The following is a 24607-nucleotide window of genomic DNA, read 5'->3' on the forward strand; positions in this document are numbered from 1 at the left end:
CCGATCCCGGTCATTCGGGATCTGGTGGTATGGATCGACCGAACTTCACGACCAGGAGAAATCCTCCGTGCGAGGCGCGCCCTCCAAGGCGTCGATCACTGGTTGAGGCGGCACGAAGACCCTGCGTGTGGAAGCATTGAACCACGCTCCTTCCACGCGCAGCACGGTACAGCGCTCCTCGCCGCGCAGGATGCGATGCTCGAACCCGAACTTCCGGAAGTCGCGGCTGAGACCGGTGATGGCCATTTCGATGTCGATCGCGTCCTCGATCCGCACTTCCTTCAGGAAGCGGCATTCCTCCCGGAAAAGCACCGGACCGAAGGCCTGCTCCTGCATGTAGCCCATGGTGACGCCATGTGCCGCGAGGAAGTTGATCCGCTGCTCCGAACCAAGATCGTAGAACACCGTGTGCCGCACATGGAAGTTGGCATCGATATCGGCCCAACGCAGCGCGACCCGCGCGCGGTAGTGGGATGCATCGTTCGGCATAGCGGTCGGTTCTCCTCCGTGCGATCGCGATCGTCAGTCCTTCCGCGCCACCTTGAACAGGACGATGGAAGCCGCGATCATCCAGCCCATGCCCACCGGGATCACCGCGAAGCCATACGTGGTGAGTCCGCCGGCGTACATCGCCAGCAGGTTCATGGCGCCAGCCAATAAGCAGAGATGCGCCCAGGTGAAGAGCCACTGCGGCACCCATGTCCCATATCCCGATCGTGCGATCAACCAAGGACCCAGGCCCAGCACCATGATGGTGGCCACCCAGTCGGCCATCACGCCGAACCATCCGACCACTTCAGCCACCGGTGCGGCCGAGGCTTGATCCATCAAGGTACCGCGCACCACAACCGCCATCCATGCCATGTACGATGCGATGACGAGCGGTATGGCCACGCCGTAGTTGTAACGCACCAGGTGAGCCATGACCGTGGAGTTGCTGCTGAGCTGAGCCATCAAGCGCGCCGCGATGCCCAGCAGGAACACACCAACGATCCATATTGACAGGTTCACGATGAGTTGCGTACGGGCAGCCGCGGCGACCGTGAGATACCCTGTGATGTCGTCATCGAGCATCGCCTGATCAAGGTCCGCTCCGGTGCTGCCCAGAAGCGCGGCTCCGGCCAGCATGCAGATGGATCCGAGCAAACCCGTCCAAGCAGCGGTGCGGGCGATGGCTGGGGTATGTTCACTCATGGTTCAAGCTTTAGTGAAAGACCAAGACGGCGAGGATCACGATGGTCAGCGTGGTGAGCAGGCTCAGCCGACCCAATGGCGCGATCGCCTTCAATTGGGCCTCGGTATCGCCCTCCTGGGCCTTGCGGGCTTTGGCGGAAATGATCCCGATCAGCGCGCCGAGCACCAGGAAGAGCACCAGCTTGGCGATCAATAAAGGCATCTCCCCGATCACCGACAGCAATGGCCAGAGCAGGTACACGCCGGAAACGGTCAGGAGCAGCAGGCCGATGTGGCCCATGCGGCTCAACGCGAAAACCTGGACCATGAAGGCACGGCCCTTCTCAGGCTCCATCCGCGACGCGGCGATGCCCAGGAACATGAACCCGAAGCTGGTGCCCAAGCCCATGGCCAGTCCGATGAAGTGAAGAATGAGCATCAGGTCCTTCATGGTCGGTGTTTTTAAGAATGTGAATGTAGGAATCACTTCTGAATGAAGGTCACAGGGTCGATCTGCCCAATGTCGCAGGGAACATCATTGCACGGCCGGTATCGGGATGCCATGCACATTTCGATGACACCCTTCATTTCGCATCGTTAACCTTGCATGTGCAACATGATCCGGCTAGGCGAGATCAATGGCCATCATCAAGACCCCCGACCAACGCGTACGCGTCTTCATCAGCAGCACGATCAACGAGCTCGCCGATGAACGCCGCGCTGCACGTGAAGCCATCACCAACCTGCGGCTGATCCCCGTTTTCTTTGAGGCCGGCGCGCGCCCCCATCCGCCGCGCGACCTGTACTCGGCTTACCTGGACCAAAGCCACATTTTCCTTGGTATCTATTGGAACAGCTACGGCTGGGTGGCGCCGGGCGCGGAGATCAGTGGATTGGAGGATGAGTACCGGCTCTGTGGGGACCGCAAGCCGAAGCTCATCTATGTGAAGAGGTCCAACGAGCGACAGGAGCGGCTGCATGGACTCTTGCAGGATATCGAGCGAAGCGAAACCGCCTGCTACCAGCATTTCACCGATGCCGAGGAACTCCGCGGCCTCATCGAGAACGACCTCTCGGTACTGATGTCGGAGAGTTTTGAGAACGCGCTCTTCCAACAACAACAGCCGACCGCGTCAGCGACAGCAGACCAGGGCCACCACCGCATCGACGTGCTGCCGCGCATCCGGTCGGAGATCATCGGTCGCGAGGACGACCTGCAACGCGTGGACGATCTGCTGCGGAAGCCGGACACGAGCCTCGTGACCTTGTTGGGTGCGGGCGGCACGGGCAAGACCACCCTGTCCATCCACATCGGTCATCGTGCGAAGGAGCACTTCAACGATGGCATCGCCTTCGTTCAGCTCGCTACGGTCACGGATCACCGACTGGTCGCGGCCGCGATCGCGGATGTGCTGGACCTGCAGGACAGCGGCAAACAGGCGCTGGATGACACCCTGGCGGAATACCTGAGCGACAAACAGCTGCTGCTGATCCTCGACAATTTCGAACAGATAACCGATGCGGCCACATTGGTGGGCAAGCTGCTGGACCGGTGCAAGGACCTGAAGGTGCTGGTGACCAGCCGCACATCGCTGCACCTGCGCCACGAGCGGCTGTACCACTTGTCCACGCTCGGCTTGCCAGAAGTAGATGCGCCCGTCGATTACGCCAAGCTCCAGGAATGGCCAGCCACCCGGCTCTTCGTGGAACGCGCACTGGAGGTGAACCCGGCCATGGCCCTTGATCGCGACAATGCCGAGGCCATCATCGATATCTGCCGTCGCATGGACGGCCTTCCGTTGGCCATCGAGCTCGCTGCCGCACGCACCCGCTTTTTCCAACCCGCCGCGCTGCTTGCGCGCATCGGCAAAACGCTGGACCTGGTGAACAAGGGCCACAAGGACCTGCCCGAGCGGCAACGCACGTTGCGTGGCGCCATCGAGTGGAGCTATCGGCTGCTCACGGAGGACACGCAGCGCGTGTTCCGGCAGCTGGGCCTCTTCCGCGGCAGCTGGACCATGGAGGCGGCTGATGCGGTGCTGGCCAATGAGGACGTGGACATCGAAGAGATGGTCGAGCGACTGCTGGATGTGAGCCTCATCAAGCCGGAGACGCTTCCGGGCAATGCGGAGCCACGTTTCAGCATGTTGCAGACCGTGCACGAGTACGCATTGGAGATGCTCGACGCGGCACCCGAGGCGGAGGAGACGAGGCGTCGTTTCGCGGGATACTACCTGAGGCTGATCATGGAGATGGACGGCAAGCTCTGGCTCCGCAACGGGGATGCATGGCTCGATGTGATCGAACATGAGAACGCGAACATCCGGGAGGCCTTCCAGGACTTCTGCCGATGGGGGGAATGGGAGCAGGCATGGCGCTTCATCCCGAATTTCATGGTGTACTGGATCAATCGCGGCGGTTTTTCTGAAGCAACCCAGGTCAATGAGGCATCACGGATCCACGACAAGGGCCTGTGGGAGTTGCCGGACATTAACCCGCGGGTGAAGGCGCGTGCCCTCATCTGGACCGCCAACAACCACATGTTCCAGTTCCGCATGGACCAGGGCTTCGAATTATTGGAAGCGGCCGCACGGGTCGCAGAGGCCAACGGTGATGAGGCTTCCTTGGGTGAAGCCATCGGCATGGCCGGCTGCTATGGTTGCTATGTGGGGCATACCGATGCCGGCGAGAAGATCGAGCGTGGAACGGCCATCGTGAGCAAGCACGGTGACAAGTTCATGAGCTGCATGATGCTGCTCTGGTCCGGCGAGCACTATCGCCAGCAGGGCCGGATGGACATCGTCCTGGCGAACCTGGACCGCGCCGAACGTATCGCGGAAGAAGAGGGCATGATCTTCATCCTCGCCACCAGCCGCCTCATGCGCTTCGGCCATCAAGCGAACGAATCCGGCTGTGACTGGCAGCGATTGGCGCGCGAGGCACGCGCCCTATACACCTTGCTGCCACCAAAGGGGTATCAATCGGCAAAATCGTCCGCCAAACAGGTATTGAGCTATGCGCTACTACGGAACAATGATCCCGAAGCGGCGGCCATGGCTCTCCGTCAAGGTCTGGAGCATGCCCGACATGCGGGAGAGAGCGAGACAGAGTTGAACGCCGTAGCCGCAGCTGCGGTCCTATTCGCGGTTCAGGGCGATGCCAGCAAGGCGATCCAACTATTGGGAGTACTGGACGCTACTATCGAAGCCGCGGCGTATCCGCTCATTGGGATACAGAAGGTGCAGTACGCGCACTTGAAGGAGGCGATGGGTGCGCGGCTCGATGGTGACCAGGAACAGCAGTGGTACGCCGACGGAAAGCGTATGGGCCTGGCGGAAGCGATCGTGCTGGCGCTGCACGGTTGAAACCTGCCATCGATCACATGGGCGATCCACCTCGCAGGTCGGCGTGGCCTTACACCGCGTGGCAAAGCGCAGGCGAAGGACAAGGGAGAGATGGAGATGTACTTCGTGGAGCGCCTAGGTCAATAGATCACGGTGCCCACACAGGGTTTTACATCAGGAAACCGTTCTCCTGTTCGGCCGGTCCCGGGATATCACGGTCACCGATCATCTCGCGCATGTCGATCTCGATGCCGCGGGCGATGGCTGTGATGGGCACATCGTTGTAAGTGCCTTCGAAGGGGTTCTCGGAGTAGTCGCCGATCATCTCCATGAGGAAGAAGATCCAGATGATGAGCGCGCTGAGGAAGGGAGAGATCCAGAATAGCCAACCTGCGCCAGGGTCGATGACATCCAGCAGGCCCAGCGGCACGAACACCGCGAAGACCATGGTGAGCCAAAGGGCTGTGCTGGCATACTGACGCGGGAAGGGGAAATTCTTGATGCGCTCAGCACGTCCCTGGTCAGCGTACAATTCCTTGATAAGCCCATGGAATTCCATGTGGCGGAAGTCCTCGAAGTAACCCGCATCGCGCAACTCCTGTAGCCTCACGCTCTGGTTGCGCAGCAACTGGGCTGCCAGGTTGCTGTGCTTGTAAACAGCGGAGAGCTCCTCAACGCTGAGGTACTTGGACATCTCCGCCTCGCAAACCGGCCCTGGCACTTCACTGGTGCGTGGCAGGTTCACGCTGCGCTCTTGCTCCAAGGGGTGTTCCCAACTGCGCGGCATGCGGAGCTGGTGGCGCAGCGCGGTGAGCCATGCGATGTGCCGGTAAATGAGCTCCCGGCGCAAAGCCGGGGCCTCTTCACCCTGCAGGAAGGCGCAGAGCGCTGCGCCAAAGGTGCGACTGCTGTTCACGATGCCGCCCCAGATCTTGCGCGCCTCCCATGTGCGGTCGTACGAGCTGTTATTCTTGAAGCCGAGGTAGAAGGCCACTGCGATGCCGATCACACTGATGGGCTGCCACGGGACGCTGAACTCCGCTCCAAGCAGGTAAATCGTGACATTGATGGCCGATGCGTAAACCAGCCCGACGAGGAACGGCTTCCTGGACCAGTTGAAGGTCATGAAGAAGCCGTAGTTGCGTTTGATGTACATGCCGGTTATTCAAGCCGTGAAGATGGTGAATTCACGATGCCGTTCGGGATACGTGACCATCGCCCAGCGCAAGGCATGGAAGATCTCCGTGGGCTTCTGTACTTCAAGATACGCATCGGCATCCACACAAGCCCTGTTGTGGCCGGCATCGTGGGCGTGAAGAAGTTCCAGTATGATATCTGGGGCGATACGGTGAACACCGCCAGCCGAATGGAGAGCAGCGGCGAGGTGGGACAGGTGAACATTAGCGAAGCGACGTATGCGCTGTTGAGGGACGCTTCGTCTCCGCTCAACGAAGGCCCGATGTTCACGTTCACGCCGCGCGGCAAGGTGCAAGCGAAGGGGAAGGGAGAAATGGAGATGTACTTTGTGCAGCCATTGTCAGAACGTTGATTGCGGTCGTTGCCGCACCTATCGTGCAGATACAAGCAGGCCATGGAAGGAAGGAATATCGACCTCGACTACTTGAAGCGGTTCTGCAAGGAGGACCGCTCGCGCATGGAGCGCTATGTGAACATGTACATCCAGGGATCACCGGCCCTGTATCAGGACCTGCTGGCCAAGGTGGAGGCCGGTGATGCCGAAGGCCTTGCCGTTGCAGCGCACAGCCTGCGCCCGCAGGTGAATTATATGGGCGCCCAGCAGGTGTTCGACCGCCTCACGGCCATTGAGCGTGATGCACGTGCGCTGGGTGCGGCTGCATGCCGGGACAATGTCCTGGAATGCGTGCGGTCGAATGCAGGGATCCTGGACGAGCTGCGGGCTTGGCTCGGCGGGGGGAGCTAGGAGGCAGAACCCGTAGAAATACGCATGCTCGACAAGGAGGCCAGAGCGATCTTGCCACCATGATCCGGATCGCGCTCGCCGATGACCAGACCCTGTTCCGCAAGGGGCTGGCCATTCTGCTCCAGGAGATGCCCGGTGTGGAGGTGACCTTGGAATGTGCGCACGGAGCGGATCTCTTGAAGGCGATCGCCGTGGTGCCGGTCGATATCGTCCTGCTTGACCTGGAAATGCCGGTGATGGACGGCAAGGAGACCATGCACCGGATACGGCAGGACTTCAAGGACCTGAAGGTGATCGTGCTGAGCATGCATGCCGACGAGCGCTCCATTGTGCAACTGATGGAACTGGGTGCGCGTGGCTATGTGTTGAAGACCGCCGAGCCCGAAGAGATCGAGAACGCCATACGGTCCGTGGCCGAGAGCGGCTACTACTTCAGCGACAGGGTCTCCCGCCTCATGCTGCATGGCTTGGTGAAGGACAAGAAGGTGAAGCCCACCTTCAGCGAACGTGATGCGCTCACAGAGCGCGAGCTCGAGGTGCTCCAACTGATCTGCAAGGAGCTCACCACCACGGAGATCGCCGGCAAACTTTTCCTGAGCCCACGCACCGTGGAGGGCTATCGCAACAACATCCTGCTGAAGACCGGGGCACGGAACACGGCAGGGATCGTGGTGTATGCCATGACCAAAGGGCTCTTCACCCCATAGCCCATCATGAGATGGTTGGTGCCCTTCCTGTTGCTGCTCGCCTGTACTTCGGCGGCACATCCTGCTGACAGCTTGCTGGCCGAGGCCGGGAAGCCAGGGTTGAGGTCCGAGCACCGCGTCCGGATCTGGCACTCCCTGCTCCGCGATCGGTCGGTACCCGCAGCCGCGTTGCTCGACGATCCACAGGCCCGCCGCGTGCTGGCCGATACCGCTGCCGGGGACGGTTGGTCCTGGCTGCTGCTGGCCGACCTGCACATCCAGCGATCCGCCTTCGCACCGGCCATCGCGGCCTCGCAGCGGGCCATGGGGATCTTCAAGGCCAGCGGTGATGAAGTGGCGCTCGCCATGGCCACCATGGACCTGGCCTCGGTGCGCTCGCTCAGCGGCGACCAGCATGCGTCCATGCGCGCCTACTTCGACGCCTTGTCGATCCTGCAACGCACGGGGCCCGCGGAGGAGGAAGCTCAGGCCTTGCTCGGGCTGGCCTTCATTTTCCGGTACCAGGAGGATCTTGACAAAGCCCTTGAGATGTACCGGAAGGCTGGTGAGGTCGGCCGGTCCGTGAATGACCCGATGCTCATGGTCGATGCGATGCGCGGCGAGGCCGGGATCCTGCTGGAGCGCGAGCGCTTGGACTCCGCAGCGGTCCTGTACGAGCAGGCGCTCGCGCTCAGTACGCGCTCGGGGAACCAGCGGCGCATGATGGTGATCCATGTCGAACTGGCGAACATCCGCATCAAGCTGAACGACCTGGATGGTGCGCACGATCTGCTCCATGATGCGCTCACTGCGTTCGAGGAAGCGCGGAACGCCACTTGGACGAGTTACACGCTGGCGCGCTTGTCGGAAGTCGCGCACAAGCAGGGGGACAACGCCGCAGCCCTTGCCTACGGTCAGCGTGGGCTGGCATTGGCGAAGGAGAAGGGATTGATGAAGGAATCACTGGACAACCTGTTCATCCTGCCGGAAGTGTGCGCGGCACTGGGCCGGTACACGGAGGCCCTAGATCATTCCCTCGCGTTCGAGACCCTCCACGACAGCATGCGCAACGATGCCACCGCGACGGAGATGGCCCGGTTGGAGATGCAGCAGGAGCAGGTGCGCGACAGCCTGCTGCGGGTCGAGAAGCATGGCCGGGAACGGGTGGTGTTCGAGGCCAGTGTCACGAGGACGCGCACCCGGCGGAACATTTTCCTCTTCTTGGGGCTGGCGGCCCTGGCATTGGCGGGCGGGCTCTGGAGCCGGCTCCGCCACTCCCGCAGATTGGGCCTTGAGCTCGCCGCCGGCAACGCCCTGATCGAGCAGGAGGTCGCGCGTGCCGAGCGCTCGGAGAAGGTCAAGGAGCAGTTCCTGGCCAACATGAGCCACGAGATCCGCACGCCGATGAACGCCATCATCGGGCTCACCGCGATGCTGCGGCGCGGCGAACGCCTGCCGGGCCAGGACCGCTATCTGGATGCCATCGCGCAGAGCTCCAGCAACCTGCTGGTGATCCTCAACGATGTCCTCGACCTCGGCAAGCTCGAAGCCGGCAAGGTGGAATTGGAACGTGTGGCCATGGATCCACGCACGGTACTGGGGAACGTGCTCGACATCCTTCGGTTCAAGGCCGAGGAGAAAGGCCTGAAGCTGGAGTTGCGCTGCAGCCCGGAGGTCCCTTCGCACGTCATCGGCGATCCCACACGGCTCAACCAGATCATGCTCAACCTGGTGGGCAACGCCATCAAGTTCACCGAGAAAGGCGGTGTGACCATCGCGGTGAGCGTGCTCTTCAACGAGCACAACGGCGTGGCTGAGGCTGGAATGGATCCGATCACCCTCCGCTTCAGCGTGCGTGATACGGGCATCGGCATCCGCCAAGAGCGCATCAACGAGATCTTCGAGGAGTTCACACAGGCGTACAGCGACACCACAAGGAAGTTCGGCGGCACCGGGCTGGGCCTCACCATTACCAAGCGCCTGATCGAATTGCAGGGCGGGACGGTGAGCGTGGAAAGCACGCCGGAGCAGGGCTCCACATTCACCGTGGAGATTCCGTACGCCAAGGTGGTCGGGATCGCAGCGGTCGATGGGCGTGAAGCCGCCGCACCCGTGATCTCGCTTGAGGGAAAGAGGATCCTGCTCGTCGAGGACAATGAGTTCAATGTGATGGTGGCGCAGGACGAATTGCAGGACGCGATCCCCGGGGTGCATATCGATGTGGCTTCCAACGGCCGCATCGCCGTGGAGAAGGCCTCCACCGGAACATACGATGCGATCCTGATGGACATCCAGATGCCGGAGATGAACGGGTTCGAGGCCACCGGGGCGATCCGCGCGCTGCCCGGCGATCGGGGACGCGTGCCGATCGTGGCCATGACCGCCAATGTGCTGAAGAGCGAGGTGGACCGCTGCATGGCCGTTGGCATGAACGCGTTCGTGCCGAAACCCTTCGAGCGCAAGGACCTCCTGGAGAAACTGGCCTCAGCGATCATGAACGGACCGCGTGGATCATGACGCGGTCCCCTTCCATAGCACGCATGATCATCGGGGCGATCCCGCTCCTGATCATGTTGGGAACCGGCACGGCATCCGCGCAGGCAGGGGCCCGGGGACTCGCGTGGCCCGAAGACACGGCACGATTCGAGGAACTGATCCGGCGATCGGAGCGCCATTGGGCCTTGTATCAGTGGGACAGCGCGGGATCCGTGGCCCGTGGAGCATTGGAACTGGCCGAGCGCTGGGCTGAGCGCAGGGCGCAAGCGGAAGGGCCGGATGTGCAGGATGCGATCGAGCGGAGCAGGGCGCGATCGCTCGCGGCGCTGGGCCGTGTGTCCGGATCGATCAAAGGAACCGCGCTGCTGGACGGCGCCCTGCGGATCTTCCGCGCGATCGCTGACCGCCAGGGTGAAGCCACCGCTCACCTGTACACTGGTGAGATCATGCAAGATGATGGTCGTTTCGTTGAAGCCATCCGCCATGTGCAGCAAGCGATCATCATCCATGAAGCGGATGGTGACACCCTGAAGGTCGCGGAGTGCACCAATACCGCCGGGGAGTACTACCGCATCATGGGCGATCCATCCACGGCCTTGGAATACCACCTGACCGCCTTGCCCGTGGTGATGCGGCTGGGCGCATCCTCGGCGAAGGGTTGGAACAACATCCTCATCGGCGCGGTGTACCGCCACACGAAGAACTGGCCTGAAGCGCTCCGCTACTTCAGCACCGCACGCTCCATCTATGAAGGGTCCGGGGATCCCATCGGGGTGGCCATCGCCTACAATGACCTTGGCACAGCGTGGTTCGGCTCAGGCCAGCTCGATAGCGCCAGATACTGGCACAGCCGCGCGCTGGAGCTGCGCACCCGGATCGGGTCGTTCGATGGCATGGGGCATTCGATGCGCTACCTCGCGTCCATCCATTCCAGGCAAGGCGCGCACCGCGAGGCCATCACCATGCTCCAAGGCTCAGAGCGCGAGTTCTTGCGTGCCACCATGATCACCTCCGCAGCCAGGGCCCGTGCCGCCATCGCCGAGGAACTGCTTGCCATCGGCGAGAACGAGGAGGCGTTGGCGCAGATGCGATCCGCGCTGGACCTGCTGGGCACCACGAGCGACCGCAAGTACTTTCCTGAACTGAGCCGGCAGCTGGCGACCATCCTGGTAGCCAACGGATCGGTGGACCAGGCCATCGTCGCACTGACTGCTGGCATCGAGCACGCAAGGGCCGCGAACGATCATGCTGGATCGGCGTCGTGCCATCACGACCTGTTCAAGCTCCATCGGGAACGCGGCGATGATGAGCGCGCCTACATCGCGCATCGACGCTATCTCTCGGCGCGCGATTCAGCGCGTGCACGCTCCGATGAGTCGGAGGTGAACCGGCAGATGATGAAGCATGATCTGGAGCAGGACCGGCTTCGGATCCGCGCCGAGGATGCCTTGCAGCGTGAAGAGCGACAAGCGGCCCTGGACGCCGGGCGCCAGCAGCAGTACCTCTACCTTGCAGGTGGTTCCATCTTCGCCGTGCTGGCCATCGGGCTGTTCGCACGCCTGCGGTACACGGCACGCGGCAAGCGACGCATGGAAAAGCAGCGACGGGAGCTCATGCGCGCGAAGACCCGGGCTGAGCAGAGCGAGAAGTTCAAGGAGCGCTTTCTGGCCAACATGAGCCACGAGATCCGCACGCCGATGAACGCGATCATGGGCATGACGGGGATCCTGCGCCGCAATGAACACCGGCCTGAGCAGCGCCCACACCTGGATGCGATGGCCGAAAGCGCGGACGGACTGCTGCATATCCTGAATGATATCCTGGACATGAGCAAGCTCGACGCCGGCCGGTTGGAACTGGAGAACGTACCCTTCGGTCCAGCCCGGATCGTGGACCAGGCCCTGGCCACTGTGCGGGATCGCGCCCGGGCAAAAGGCATCCGGATCGTAGTCGATGTGGCGCCTCAGGTCCCGAAAGCCGTGCTGGGCGACCCCACACGGGTGAAGCAGATCCTGGAGAACCTGCTGGGCAATGCGATCAAGTTCACATCGCAGGGAACCGTGATGGTGATCACCACGTGCGAGGACGGTCCCGCGGGCCGTGTCTTCTTGAACTTCTCGGTCAAGGACACCGGCACCGGCATCCCAGCGGACCGATTGGAGAGCATCTTCGAGGAATTCACCAAGGCGTACAGCACCAATGCCCATAAGCTCGGCGGCACCGGTCTGGGCCTCACGATCAGCAAGCGGCTGGTGGACCTGCAGCACGGCACCTTGACGGTGGAAAGCACCGTGGGGGCGGGAAGCACCTTCACCGCCCGCATCCCCTTCGATCGCGCGAGCGCCCTTGACCACGGTGCGTTGGGAGCCCCGGCGCTTGACATGCGCGACCTCCGCATCCTGCTCGCCGACGACAACGCCTTCAATGTGATGGTGGCTCAGGATGAACTGATGGACGCGATACCCGGTGTGCAGGTCGATGCCGTGGTGAACGGCTTCGAAGCAGTGGCGCTTGCACGGACCAATCACTATGATGTCGTCCTCATGGATGTGCAGATGCCCGAGATGAACGGCTACGACGCCGCCCGAGCGATCCGTGCGCTGAACGGGCCGAGATCCCAAGTGCCGATCCTGGCCATGACAGCCAATGTGATCAAGTCCGATCTTGATCGATGCATCGAAGCCGGCATGAATGGCCATGTACCCAAGCCATTCCAGCGGACGGAGCTGGTCGAGGCACTGTCGCGGGCGCTGCAGAGCAGGGAACGAACATGAACCGGATGAACGCCATAGCGCTCCTCGTCTCTGCCGCAATGCCCTTGCTGTCCGGGGCGCAGCACGATACGCTGCGCCTGCCGTTCCGGGCGCTCACCATCGAGGACGGCCTATCGCAAGGCATGGTGAATGCCATCATGGAGGACCGCTTCGGCTTCCTGTGGTTCGCCACCAAGGACGGGCTGAACCGCTATGATGGGTACAGCTTCAAGGTGTACCGGAACGATGCCGCGGATAGCACCACGCTCCGGGAGAACTACATCACCGCGCTGAGCGAGGGCACCGACGGCGCGCTCTGGGTGGGCACTGCTTCGAAGGGGCTTGATGTGATGGACCGACGGACCGAGCGGTTCAGACACGTCGATCTGGGGTCGGAAGGGAACGCATCCTACGTGTACCATGTGGTGAATGATGAACACGGCAACGTTTGGGTAGCCACGGACAAAGGCCTCTTCAAGGTGGATCGCGCCGCAGCTGGGCCGCAGGTCGTCCGGCGGTACTTCACCCGGCAATGCCGCATGACGAAGGACCTAAGTGGGAAGCTCTGGTGCTATCTGTTCGCCACCGGCAATTTCCGCATCCACCCTGCTGCCGAAGGACCTGACCGGATCGACACGCTCAGCATGGAGCCATTGCGCGACGGCCCTTGGAACACGGACCCCAACACCAACGTCAACGGGAACTTCCTTGTGCATCCGGCCAACGGTCGCGTATTCGCGATGCATCCCTACTTCATTGCCGAGTACGACACATCCACACTGCAACCCCGGATCATCCATCAGGTGCAATACCCTGGCGGCTCGCGACTGGAATTCGATCAGGCGGCCATCGACGCCAATGGCGTGATCTGGATACCGAGCGTGGAGCTCTGGCGATTCGATGTCAACAGCCATCGCATGTCACAGGTCCAGGCGCGCGATCCCGGCCTGGCATCGTTCCTGCGCGATGTATCGGTCTCGCACCTGGATGGGAACGGACTGCTGTGGGTCGGCACCAAAGGCTATGGCATCCTCACGTATGACACCCGCACCGAGCACTTGAGGGCCAGGCTCGACGGCAGCGTGTACTGGATGCAAGGCACACGCGATGGACGGATGATCTGCCAGCGGCCAGGCACCTTCCTCCGCGTATTCGACCCGAAGCTGGGGCGCTATGTGATCGACCTCAAGGACAACGATCCACAATTGCGCGCGCAATTCCAGGGACTGATGCCCGAGACCCACGCGGCGATCATGGATGACGACGGAAGCTACTGGATGTCAAAAGGCGCCCTGATCCACTTCGACCCCATCACGCGGAAGGTGACCCACCATCCACTGCAGGATGCCGATGGCCGCCAGCTCGCCCGTCGCAAAGGTTTCTTCCCGTTGATCCCCGAGGGCAAGGACCTGCTGTGGTTCGGCACCGACAGCGCATTCTGCATGTTCGACAAGCGCACCGGCCGCTACACGCACCACCGCTACCCCATCGTACCGCGGCACACGCCCTACCTCTTCGCGCAGGCCGCGCACATGGATGCCGACCGCGTGCTCTGGATCGGCACGGTGAGCGGACTGCTCCGGTTGGATCCTGCGACGGGGGCGTGGACGCATCATCGGCACGATGCCGCCGACAGCAGCTCCCTGAGCTTCGACCTCATCTTCTCCATCCTGCCCGACCCGGCAGAACCAGAGCGCTACCTGTGGATCGGGACCAACGGCGGCGGGCTCAACCGCTTCGATAAGCGTTCGGGCCGCTGCGATCGATTCGGCATCCGCGACGGCCTGCCCAACGACGTGATCTACGGCATGCTGGCGGATGCGAAGGGGCGGCTTTGGATGAGCACCAACAAAGGCATCTGCCGCTTCGATCCACGCACGAGGGCGGTGCGGAACTTCGATGCGCGCGACGGCCTGCAGGGCGACGAGTTCAATCGCAATGCCTTCTGCAGCCTCGACGACGGCACCTTCTTCTTCGGAGGGGTGCAGGGCTTCAACCAGTTCGCTCCCATGGACCTCGAGGACGATGATCAGCAGGCCATGGTGACCATCACGGATATCAAGGTGCTCAACCGCTCACTCTCCTTCGGTGGTCCGGATGACCGACTGGACGCACCGGCCTTCCTGGCCCGGAAGCTGACCATCCCGCACAGCGCCAACATGATCACCTTCCAGTTCGCCAACATGGATCTGGCGCACCCGGAGCGCAATGAATTCCGCTACCAGCTCCAAGGCTTCGACCCCGAGCCGATCGAGTCCGGCACGAGCAACAATGCCGTGTACACCAACCTGGATCCGGGCGGATACACCTTCCGGGTATGGGGCCGGAAGCGCAATGGCGAGTGGGGCGAGCCGCCCGCCTCCTTCTCACTGGTAATCACCCCGCCATGGTGGCGGACAGGATGGTTCTATGCGCTCATGGTACTCGCGGTGGCCGGAGCTGTCGTCCTATACATCCGCAACGTGCGGCGCCAGCGCAGGAAACTGGAGATGACCGTGCGGGTCCGCACCCATGAGCTGAGCCGCGAGAAGGACCGCAGCGACGAATTGCTGAAGAACATCCTGCCCGCCGAGATCGCCGCGGAGCTCAAGCGCATGGGTCAGGCGGAAGCCAGGCACTATGACCAGGTCACGATCCTGTTCAGCGATTTCGTGGGCTTCACCGGCATCAGCGAGCAGCTCGCCCCAGCGGAGCTCGTCGACGAACTGAACGTGTGCTTCAATGCCTTCGACCGCATCATGGAGAAGTATGGCATCGAGAAGATCAAGACCATCGGCGATGCATACATGGCTGCTGGTGGCGTGCCCGAGCCTTCGGAGGGCATGCCGCAGGCCGCGGTGCAGGCGGCGTTGGAGATGCAGGAGATCATGGCCGAGCGGAAGGCTGAATGCGATGCACTGGGCCGGCCCGCGTTCACCATGCGCGTCGGCATCCATACGGGTCCGGTGGTCGCGGGCATCGTGGGCCGGCGCAAGTTCCAGTACGATGTCTGGGGCGATACGGTGAACATCGCCAGCCGCATGGAATCAGCTGGTGAGGCGGGGCGCGTGAACATCAGTGGTGGCACCTACGCCTTGGTGAAGGACGAACCGGGCCTCCACTTCGTGGCGCGTGGAAAGGTGAAGGCCAAGGGCAAAGGGGACATGGACATGTATTTCGTCACCAGGGACCAGGCCACCGGCGTTCCAACGATGGCGGCTTCGGCGCATGCGACAAGACCCTCGGGTGAGGAGCCGCAGCAGATCCGGGGACTCATGCTGAAGGAGCTGAGGATCTTGCTGGCGGAGGACAATTCCTTCAATGTGATGGTGGCGCAGGACGAGCTCGAGGATCTCATTCCCGGCGTTCGCGTCGATGTGGCTTCCAATGGCGAGGAAGCGGTGGCACGGGTGCGCGAGCAGCGGTACGATGTGGTGCTCATGGACGTGCAGATGCCGGTCTTGGACGGCTATCAGGCCACACGGGCCATCCGGGCCATGCGGAGCGAGAAGGCGCGCGTGCCGATCATCGCCCTTACGGCCAATGTGATGCAGGCGGAAGTGGACCGTTGCATGGAGGCAGGCATGGATGCGTTCGTGCCCAAGCCGTTCAAGCGGGAAGAGCTCATGGCGGCATTGCAAAGGGTACTCGCACGAACAGGGACAGGAACATGAAGCGAGGGGTCTTCCTATTCATCCTGATGGCCTTGATGCGCAGCACAGGCAGCGCTCAGTACGATACCATCGCGCTTCCCTTCCGTTCGCTCACGATCGAGGATGGCCTGTCGCAGGGCATGATCCATTACATCCTGCAGGACCGCCATGGCTTCATGTGGTTCGCCACGAAAGATGGCTTGAACCGCTATGACGGCTACCATTTCAAGGTGTACCGGAACGATGCGATGGACACCACGACCGTGGCGGACAGCTTCATCAGCACGCTCTATGAGGATCGACGTGGCCGCCTCTGGGTGGGCACCAACGTGGGGCTCGATCTCTTTGACCGGACCACGGAGACCTTCGTTCACATCCATTGCGGAAAGGGCAGTGATGGAAGCGTACCATCCGATCCCCGGCGCCTGCTCGGATGCTACATCGCATCGATCGATGAGGACGAAGCGGGCAACCTATGGGTATCCACCGAGAAGGGGCTCAACCGGCTTGAGCTCGATGCGGGAGGCGGCGTCATCGGGATCGAACCCATTCTGCACGCGAATGAGATGGTCCGGGGGGATATCAACGGCGATGGGCGGCTGTACGGTTTCGTAACGAGCCAATTCGCATTCACCATCGACACGCGCACGGAGCCCTTCCTCATTGATACCCTCGTGATCGACGGCCATCGGCACAGCGCACGTTCGGTGTCCCATTGGTACGCGCCCTTGAAAGGCGATCCTTCATCCGCCGCACGCCCCTGGTTCGACCCGCTAATGATCGAGGACACGGTGCGATCCAGGAACTACGGGGTGCACGGACACGGTGTCGTGGAGTACGAACCTGCGACGCGATCCGCGCATTCCCTATTCAGCGATCCCGGACTCGTGGTGGCCATGGCCACACCCGAACCGGCGATCGATGGGATGGGTCGGATCTGGATGTCTGGTCTTGTGGGTTGCTGGCGGTTCGATCCGCACGCCGGCAGGCTCACCCGTGTCACCGCACGAGACCCCAATCTCGTGGAGGTGGTCGAGAACGCGAGAGTGGCGTACATGGATCGCTCCGGCCTCATCTGGATCGGCACATCGGGCTACGGCATCCTCATCTATGATCCGCGCGTGGAGCGGTTCCACACCCATCCGGAAACCTCGCTGGGTTGGATGGCGCCTGTGAACGACGGCCGAATGATCCTGCACTCCCGGGGACGGCTCATGGTCCTGGATCCGAAGAGTGACACATACACCATGGATCTGGAATTGAACGATCTGCGCGAGCGGACCGGGTTCAAGGAGGAGGTCGCGGAACACAGTTCAACCGTGCAGGATATGGATGGCATCTACTGGATGAGCATCGGCCAGCTGGAGCGCTACGATCACGAGGCGCGCATACTGCAGCGCTTCACGGAACGGACGGCACAGGGATCCCGCAACTTCTCGACCTACTGCTTCCCCATGCATCTGGATACAGGGAGCGGGCTGTGGTTCGGTGCCGGCGAAGCCTTTCATCGCTTTGATCGATACACCCATGAACAGCGGTCGTTCCCCTATCCGATACCCGCCGAGCATCGTCCCTACCTCTTCCTGCAATGCATCCACCAGGACGCATCGGGCATCTTCTGGCTGGGTACCATGAAGGGCTTGTTGCGGTTCGATCCGGCCTCGAATACGTGGGACCATCATGCGAGCAGCGCCGCCGACAGCACCACCCTTTCACACGACATGATCTTCACGATCGCGCCGGATCCCAAAGCTCCGGACCGGTATCTCTGGATCGGCACGAACGGCGGTGGGTTGAACCGGTTCGATAAGAAGACAGGGCGTGTTCGGCGATTCACCACGCACCACGGATTGCCGAACAACGTGGTGTATGGCGTGCTGGCCGATGACCAGGGCCACCTGTGGATGAGCACCAACAAGGGTTTGTCGCGCTTCGATCCCGCATCATCGACCTTCAGGAACTTCACCGCCGCCGATGGGCTCCAGGGGGATGAGTTCAACCGCTACGCCTACTGCCGGCTGGAGGACGGTACGCTCTACTTCGGGGGCATCCAGGGCTTCAACCATTTCGACCCCAAGGCACTCATCGAGGATACCGTCCCGGTCGCGGTGCGCCTCATCGATGTGAAGTTGATGAACAGGTCGGTCGCGTTCCGTGAGCCGGGATCGCCGCTTTCGGCCCCGCCCTACCTGAGCAAGGGCATGGAGATCCCGCACGGTGCGAACATGGTCACCTTCGAATTCGCCGCCATGGAATTCAGTTCGCCCGGCGCGCATGCCTATCAGTACAAGCTCGAAGGCTTCGATCGGGATTGGGTGCATGCCACCAATGGGAACAGTGCGATCTACACGAACCTGGACCCGGGGGAATACACCTTCCGGGTACGGGCGGCCAACCGCGACGGCATCTGGGGCAAGGAGGGCACCACCTTCCGGATGAAGGTGCTCCCGCCTTGGTGGCGCACGTGGTGGTTCTACTCACTCTGCGTGATCGCGACCGCGGGCGGCGCCTTCGCGTATGTCGGCGGGGTCCGCCGTCAACGCCGCAACCTGGAACGGACGGTGGTCGCACGCACCAAGGAGCTCACCGCCGCGAAAGAACGCGCCGAGCACAGCGAGAAGATCAAGCAGCAGTTCCTGGCGAACATGAGCCATGAGATCCGCACACCCATGAACGCCATCATGGGCATGACCGGGACCTTGCGCCGAAGAGCTCATCCGCCTGAACAGGACAAGTACCTCGATGCCATCGCGCAGAGCAGCGAGAACCTGCTGGTGATCATCAACGACATCCTCGACCTCTCGAAGATCGAGGCGGGCAAGATCACGCTGGAGAGCGCAGCCTTCGATCCACGCACCGTCATCAACCACGTGCGCGACATGCTGCAGGTGAAAGCCGACGAGAAAGGGCTGCGCTGCGAGGTGGAGTTCGATCGCGGCATCCCGGCGACTTTGGTCGGCGACCCCACGCGCCTCCAACAGGTCCTGCTGAACCTGCTGGGAAATGCGATCAAGTTCACGGAGCGCGGTTCGGTATCCATGCATGCGCGCTCCGGGCCGCGTGGACCTGAAGGGTCGGGATCATTCACCCTGGCCGTGGATGTGATCGATACGGGGATCGGGATCGCGAAGGAGAAGCAGAAGGCCATCTTCAAGGAATTCGATCAGGCCTACAGCGACACCACGCGCAAATACGGCGGTACCGGACTTGGCCTAACCATCAGCAAGCACCTGGTCGAGATGCAGGGCGGCAGCATCGTCTTGACCAGCGAACCGGGACATGGCAGCACCTTCACGGTGGAGATACCCTATGCCATCGGTGAAGGGACCGCTGGGCCGGAGCGGGTCGTCAATGATGCACCCTTGATGGAAGGCCTCCGCATCCTCCTGGCCGAGGACAATGCATTCAATGCCATGGTGGCCATGGACGAGCTGGCCGATGCGATCCCCGGGGTTCATGTGGACCATGCCATGAACGGGAAGGAGGCCGTGGCCAAGGCGACGAAAGGAACCTATGACCTGATCCTCATGGACGTGCAGATGCCCGAGATGAACGGCTACGATGCGACCAGGGCCATTCGCGGGCTGTCCGGTGATCGTGCACGCATCCCCATCATCGCCATGACGGCCAATGTGATGGAAGCCGAAGTGAAGCTTGGCGAGCAGGCGGGCATGGATGGCTTCGTGCCCAAGCCCTTCAAGAAAGAGGAGTTGCTCGGTGAGATCGGGCGGGTGCTGGGGTAACCCCGCGCACCTTCGAACCTCATTGGCGTTCTGCCTTGGCGAACATGCGCGGCCCGGTTGACCAGTCAGGCCGGTTCACGTCGATCCGATGGATGGCATGTATGGCCACGCGCCATTTCAATTCACGCCAGCGGAGTTGATGGCGCGCATCAGCGATCCGATATCGGCGCATATCGAGTCCGCCAGCAAGGAAAGGGGCAGGGCTGCGCGGTGATCACCCGATCGCGCCATGCCGATCGAGCGCTTGCCCGCATCGTCATCGGCGCCGCCACCACAGCACAAGCAGCAAGGCAGGCAACAGCCACCAGATGGCCGGCTCGCTCATGTTCGTGATCTCTTGATCCGATACATCCAAGCTCTCGTTGCTGTTGAGGACATCCTCCTGCTTCTTCAGCAAAGCGTTTCGTTGCGCCTCGTCCTCCAGGCACATCCAAGCCGTCTGGGGGGTGAGCACTTGCGCTTGGAAGCTGCCGCGCACCACCGAGCGCCAGCTCACGCTGCTGTGAACGGCGCGCAAGGCGAGCGCGCGCTGACGCCCCTCCAATGCCAGCGCATCCGACCACCACCGTTCACGCGGTGGAGAATGATTGCCCAGGTGCGCGTAATCGACGGACACGCTTCCTTGCGGCGTATCGGCCAGGTAGGCCGAAGGATCGGCGGCATTGGGCCATGCACGGACGATCGGATGCACGATCCGCACAGGCTCCGCATTCACGCTGCGCTCCGGTTCGCTGAATCGGCGCTCCTCGAGCATGCCGGTGTCATAGAGCACGAAGAAGCGATCGCCCTCGGGCATCAGCGCGGCCAGATCGGGCAGGTCGTCGAGCCAGATGCCGCGCGCGCGTTCATCGTAGGCGGGCTCGCTCGGCACGATCACGATGAACGGCGCCTCCGGGCCGGGCTGCACCAGGTCGTGCGCGATCACGCGGCGGATGGCGCGATCGGTGAAGAAGCCGCCATGGCCCGCATGGTGCGCGAACGCCTCTAGTGCCTCATCGCTGTACGGCCGGCTGCTGCCGTAACCATCGGTGATGTGCAGCGTGGCGCTGCGCGCATCGAGCCCGTGCTCCGCCGCGAATCCACGCAATCGCGCGGCCACCTCCGGGCGTTTCGCTCGATTCGCCTCGCTCGCGTCAACGATCAGGTGAACGTGCGGCGTGCGGCGCAAGGTGTCCAAATGCTGCTTCAGCGAGGCAGGCATGAATACCACGCCCGGCTCCCCGCTGCCAATGGGCTCAGCCGAAGGATCGCGCGACGGGTCGCCCAGTTGCAGCGCGCGTTCACCGAACCGCAGGGGAAGCGCTTCGCGATGCAGCAGCTCGAAGCCGGTGCGGCGCACCTGATCCGCCTCGAGTGGGAACACGCGCAATTGCACGCGGTTGTGCCCCGTGTAACGCAGGATGCTCGGATCGCGGCGGTAGGTGACAATGCTGTTATAGACCCACAGCGCGGCCTTCTCCTCCGCGAGGATGCCCTTCGCGGTATCGCCGTCGATCATCAGGTAGTGGTCGCTGATCCATGCACCATCGGGCAATTCGACCTCCGTCACATATTCCTCCTGCGACTGCGCCGTGTTGCGGATGCTCAGGTGGACCCATGAGCGCCAGGCTTGTTGCTGCGCATCATAGCGGCTCTCCGCCCAGGCGCTATCGAGCACGGTATGGGCGCTCGATGGCACGCGCATGCGCCAGCGATCGCCCTGATCGGCCGGCACGCCCAGCACCACTTGGCTCAGCAGATCGGCCTTCTCTTCGCTCAGCGTCAGGTGGTCGAGCACGATGCGGTTGTACAGCGGCGTGAGGAAGGGCGTATTGCCGCCCGAACCATTCCCGCGCCATCGGTTCCGCGATCGGTTCGCATCCACCTGCGCGAGCACATGGGCCAATCGTTCGCCATCGAGCGGGCGAATGGGCTCATCGGGATCGCTCTCGTACACATAGCGGAGCGCGCCATGAAGCGTGTTGCGGTGCTCGAGGTTGCGGAGGATGATGCCCGCGGGCAGCAGGCCCATGGCCAGGCCGAACGCGAGCGCCAGCTCCTTCCAGGAGCGGTGCGCCAGGAGGAAGCGCGCATCCTGCCACAGCAGCACGCTCTGCAGCACGAAGAGCAGCACCGGTGCCAGAAGCAGGAAACCCATGCCCACGGCGATGATGGCCAATACGCTCAGCGGCAGCAGCGGCACGAAGAGCACGAAGAAGTAGATCACGTAAGGGAAGCAGGCCGCGCGCACCATGAACTGACCGAAGCGCACCAGCGGCACAGGGCTCGATGGCCAAATCACCGCAGCCGCGTTCAGCAGGCAGATGATGTAGAATGCCGGATGCGAGAGATCGCCGAAGATGCCGACGGCCTCGCGCGTGAATCCGCCGAAGAGCCCGTTGTTGAGCGCAAGTCCCCAGAGGGGCAGCACCAGAGCGACCAGTACGCGCCCGGCATGTGCCAGTGCCGATCGGTTGCCTACGCGCAGCACCAGGGCCGTGACGCCCCGGATGAGGAGGAAGAGGAAACCGATGGTGAGGCAGACCATCACCACCACCCAGACGTGCTCCTCGAAATCTGAGCCGCCGCGGAAGGGCTCCACCACTTGCACGAAGAGGTACACGGCCAGCGGGATGGCTGCCGCGACCAACAGGTCGCGCACCGGCTTGCCGCGATCACCCTCGGGCAGTGAGCGCGCCACCAGCACGAAGAGCGCGTGCGCCAGCGGGATGCTCAGCAGTCGGAAGGCATAGAGCTCGGGTTCAGACGGCACCATCCAGCGTGGGATGTCCCACGGGAAGAGGAGGCGCATGCTCTCGCCGATCATCCACAGCAAGGGCACATAGGCGAGGAAGATCAGCGCGCTGTGAAGCACATGCACTTGCGCGCGTTTCCACCAGGCCAGTGCCGCGTACACGGTGGAGGCCCCCACCACGCCGCCAAGGCTGAGGCCGAGCAAGCGCCAGGCATCAAGGCTCTCCTCATTCAGCAGCGGATGGATCACGCTCAGCGCATCGGCGTAGAGCATGGCCAGCAGCAGCGCTGGCAGCGTGTGCGCGATAAGGATCCCGATGGGGTGGAGGGCGTTGCGCATTTCAGGCTCTCGCAGGTGGGCGCAGCAGGCGGTTGAGAAGCAGTGCGGCGACCAGCAGCGCGCTCACGAAGAAGAATGCGCCCACGGCTTCGTGCGCGCGCGGTGCCAGGTGCAGGCCAAGCTGTTTCGCGAAGGCCATGGTGGAGATGCGGCCGGCATTCACCGCGATGGTAAGCGCATATGCACCGCCGACGGCCAACGCCGCCAGCAAGGGGCGCGCGCAGCCCGCATCGGTCCGCCTGAGGATCAGCAGCGCGAAGCAGGCCGTTGCGATCACCAGGAAATTGATGCCAGAACACGAACGATCGATCCGGATGCCGAGCACTGGGAAGAGGAAGCTGCCCTCGGCTTCGTGCACTGCGGCAGTGCCCGTGAGCATGGCCACCAAGGCGCTCACTGGCCTCAGCACGAAACCCAGCTCATGCGCCGTGGCTTCACGGTACCACCACTTCAACGCGAAGGCGCCCGCCAGCAGCAAGGCGGTGAGTGCGAGGGTGGCGCGGCGGTGGCGTTCGGGGTCGGACATGCGATGCCGGTGGCAAATGAACCGATGCGAGCAACGGGTGGCCCGGCCGAATCGTATGGGACCGCCCCCATGCGTTGTGAACAAGATCGAATGGGCAGGTCGGCAGTACCCTTCCGCGCGGGTATTTTCGCCGCCGATGCAACCGACCACCTTCGCCAAGACCGCCCCTGTGTTCTTCCAGCGCCTCCGTGAGGTCACTGAGGCTTACTTCAAGGAGAACAACCTCCGCAAGACCGGCGACATCCGCCTCTACACCAAGACCGCTGTCCTGGCTGCGGCGCTCGTGGCGCTCTATGTGGTGCTGGTTTTCTTCACGCCATCCAGCGCATGGCTCGCCCTCGGCCTGTGCGGGCTCTTGGGCCTGGTGGTGGCCAGCATTGGCTTCAACGTCATGCACGATGGCGCCCACGGCAGCTACAGCCGCCGCAAATGGGTGAACGAGACCATGGCGCACAGCCTCAACTTCCTCGGGGGCAACGCCTACCTGTGGAAGCTGAAGCACAACGAGAATCACCACACCTTCACCAACATCGAAGGCATGGACGACGACATCGACATCAAGCCCTTCATCCGTGTGCATCACGGGCAGAAGCGCTACTGGTTCCACCGCTTCCAGCACATCTACAGCCTGGTGCTGTACGGCAGCACCTATCTGTTCTGGATCTTCTACAACGATCTGCGCAAGTACTTCAGCGGCAAGATCGCCGACCACACGCCGCTGCGACCCATGAACCGCAAGGAGCACATCCTCTTCTGGGCCTCGAAGGCCTTCTACATCGGCCTCTTCCTGGTGCTGCCCATGCTCATGGTGGGCGTGCTGCCCGTGCTCGCGGGCTACGGCGTCATGGTCTTCGTGGCAGGCGTGGTGATCAGCGTGGTGTTCCAATTGGCGCACGTGGTGGAGCATGCGGAGTTCGTGCATCCGCCCAGCGATGGCCCCGTGGTGGAAGCCGAATGGGCCGTTCACCAGGTGGAGACCACGGCCAACTTCGCCACGCGCAACAAAGTGTGGAACTGGCTCTTCGGCGGGCTTAACTTCCAGATCGAGCACCACCTGTTCCCGCGCATCAGCCATGTGCATTACCCCGAACTGAGCAAGCGGCTGAAGCAGGTCTGCGCCGAGTTCGATGTGGCCTACCGCGAGTTCCCCACCATGCGCAGCGCGCTGCTCAGCCACCTACGGCACCTACGGCAAGTAGGCATGGCATGAGGGTGGCGCAGGGGTATGAACCATTCGGC

Annotated in this window: 15 protein-coding genes; 9 read left to right on the plus strand and 6 right to left on the minus strand. The window is 62.5% G+C overall.

What is annotated here, in order from left to right; all coding sequences use genetic code 11:
- Positions 1 to 45 precede the first annotated feature (45 nt).
- The 3 genes from IPM12_08445 to IPM12_08455 are packed head-to-tail and all read right to left on the minus strand — an operon-like array spanning position 46 to position 1624.
- A complete protein-coding gene (locus IPM12_08445) occupies positions 46 to 489 on the minus strand; it encodes a thioesterase family protein (protein MBK9147832.1) in 444 nt (147 codons plus the stop codon).
- Between the two features lie 33 nt (positions 490 to 522).
- Entirely contained in the window at positions 523 to 1194 is a 672-nt protein-coding gene (locus IPM12_08450) for a hypothetical protein (protein MBK9147833.1), read from the minus strand.
- 10 nt (positions 1195 to 1204) lie between these two features.
- Complete coding sequence (locus tag IPM12_08455; protein MBK9147834.1) at positions 1205 to 1624, minus strand: hypothetical protein; 420 nt, start codon at positions 1622 to 1624, stop codon at positions 1205 to 1207.
- Positions 1625 to 1811: 187 nt separating this feature from the next.
- On the opposite strand from IPM12_08455, the gene IPM12_08460 reads away from it, so the two are divergent.
- Positions 1812 to 4538, plus strand: a complete 2727-nt coding sequence (locus IPM12_08460; GenBank protein MBK9147835.1) for a DUF4062 domain-containing protein — start codon at positions 1812 to 1814, stop codon at positions 4536 to 4538.
- A gap of 148 nt (positions 4539 to 4686) precedes the next feature.
- Here IPM12_08460 and IPM12_08465 read toward each other — a convergent pair whose 3' ends face one another.
- Entirely contained in the window at positions 4687 to 5673 is a 987-nt protein-coding gene (locus tag IPM12_08465; GenBank protein ID MBK9147836.1) for a hypothetical protein, read from the minus strand.
- Positions 5674 to 5709: 36 nt separating this feature from the next.
- Here IPM12_08465 and IPM12_08470 point away from each other — a divergent pair, with 36 nt between their 5' ends.
- Genes IPM12_08470 through IPM12_08500 form a run of 7 tightly spaced genes read left to right on the plus strand, consistent with a single transcriptional unit; the run spans position 5710 to position 19769 of the window.
- Positions 5710 to 6066 carry a hypothetical protein gene (locus IPM12_08470; protein ID MBK9147837.1) on the plus strand — a complete coding sequence of 119 codons (357 nt, stop codon included), beginning with the start codon at positions 5710 to 5712 and terminating at the stop codon, positions 6064 to 6066.
- Between the two features lie 42 nt (positions 6067 to 6108).
- Positions 6109 to 6459 (plus strand): hypothetical protein, encoded by a 351-nt coding sequence (locus IPM12_08475; protein ID MBK9147838.1) that lies wholly within the window; start codon positions 6109 to 6111, stop codon positions 6457 to 6459.
- A gap of 59 nt (positions 6460 to 6518) precedes the next feature.
- The gene (locus IPM12_08480; GenBank protein ID MBK9147839.1) at positions 6519 to 7166 is read left to right on the plus strand and encodes a response regulator transcription factor; all 648 of its coding nucleotides are present in this window, start codon (positions 6519 to 6521) and stop codon (positions 7164 to 7166) included.
- A 6-nt stretch (positions 7167 to 7172) separates the two neighbouring features.
- Positions 7173 to 9662, plus strand: coding sequence for a response regulator (locus IPM12_08485; GenBank protein MBK9147840.1), 2490 nt, complete (start codon positions 7173 to 7175; stop codon positions 9660 to 9662).
- A 23-nt stretch (positions 9663 to 9685) separates the two neighbouring features.
- Entirely contained in the window at positions 9686 to 12415 is a 2730-nt protein-coding gene (locus tag IPM12_08490; GenBank protein ID MBK9147841.1) for a tetratricopeptide repeat protein, read from the plus strand.
- Between the two features lie 5 nt (positions 12416 to 12420).
- Entirely contained in the window at positions 12421 to 16047 is a 3627-nt protein-coding gene (locus IPM12_08495; protein ID MBK9147842.1) for a response regulator, read from the plus strand.
- Positions 16044 to 19769: a response regulator gene (locus tag IPM12_08500; protein MBK9147843.1), complete on the plus strand. Its 3726-nt coding sequence runs from the start codon at positions 16044 to 16046 to the stop codon at positions 19767 to 19769. The genes IPM12_08495 and IPM12_08500 overlap by 4 nt, the downstream gene beginning before the upstream one ends.
- 256 nt (positions 19770 to 20025) lie before the next feature.
- On the opposite strand, the gene IPM12_08505 is transcribed toward IPM12_08500, so the two are convergent.
- Positions 20026 to 22842 carry an MSEP-CTERM sorting domain-containing protein gene (locus IPM12_08505; protein ID MBK9147844.1) on the minus strand — a complete coding sequence of 939 codons (2817 nt, stop codon included), beginning with the start codon at positions 22840 to 22842 and terminating at the stop codon, positions 20026 to 20028.
- Position 22843: 1 nt separating this feature from the next.
- Positions 22844 to 23368: an exosortase K gene (gene xrtK / locus IPM12_08510; protein ID MBK9147845.1), complete on the minus strand. Its 525-nt coding sequence runs from the start codon at positions 23366 to 23368 to the stop codon at positions 22844 to 22846.
- Between the two features lie 136 nt (positions 23369 to 23504).
- Here xrtK and IPM12_08515 point away from each other — a divergent pair, with 136 nt between their 5' ends.
- A complete protein-coding gene (locus IPM12_08515; protein MBK9147846.1) occupies positions 23505 to 24578 on the plus strand; it encodes an acyl-CoA desaturase in 1074 nt (357 codons plus the stop codon).
- Positions 24579 to 24607 lie beyond the last annotated feature (29 nt).

Source organism: Flavobacteriales bacterium, from assembly GCA_016716605.1.
Lineage (GTDB): Bacteria > Bacteroidota > Bacteroidia > Flavobacteriales_F > PHOS-HE28 > PHOS-HE28.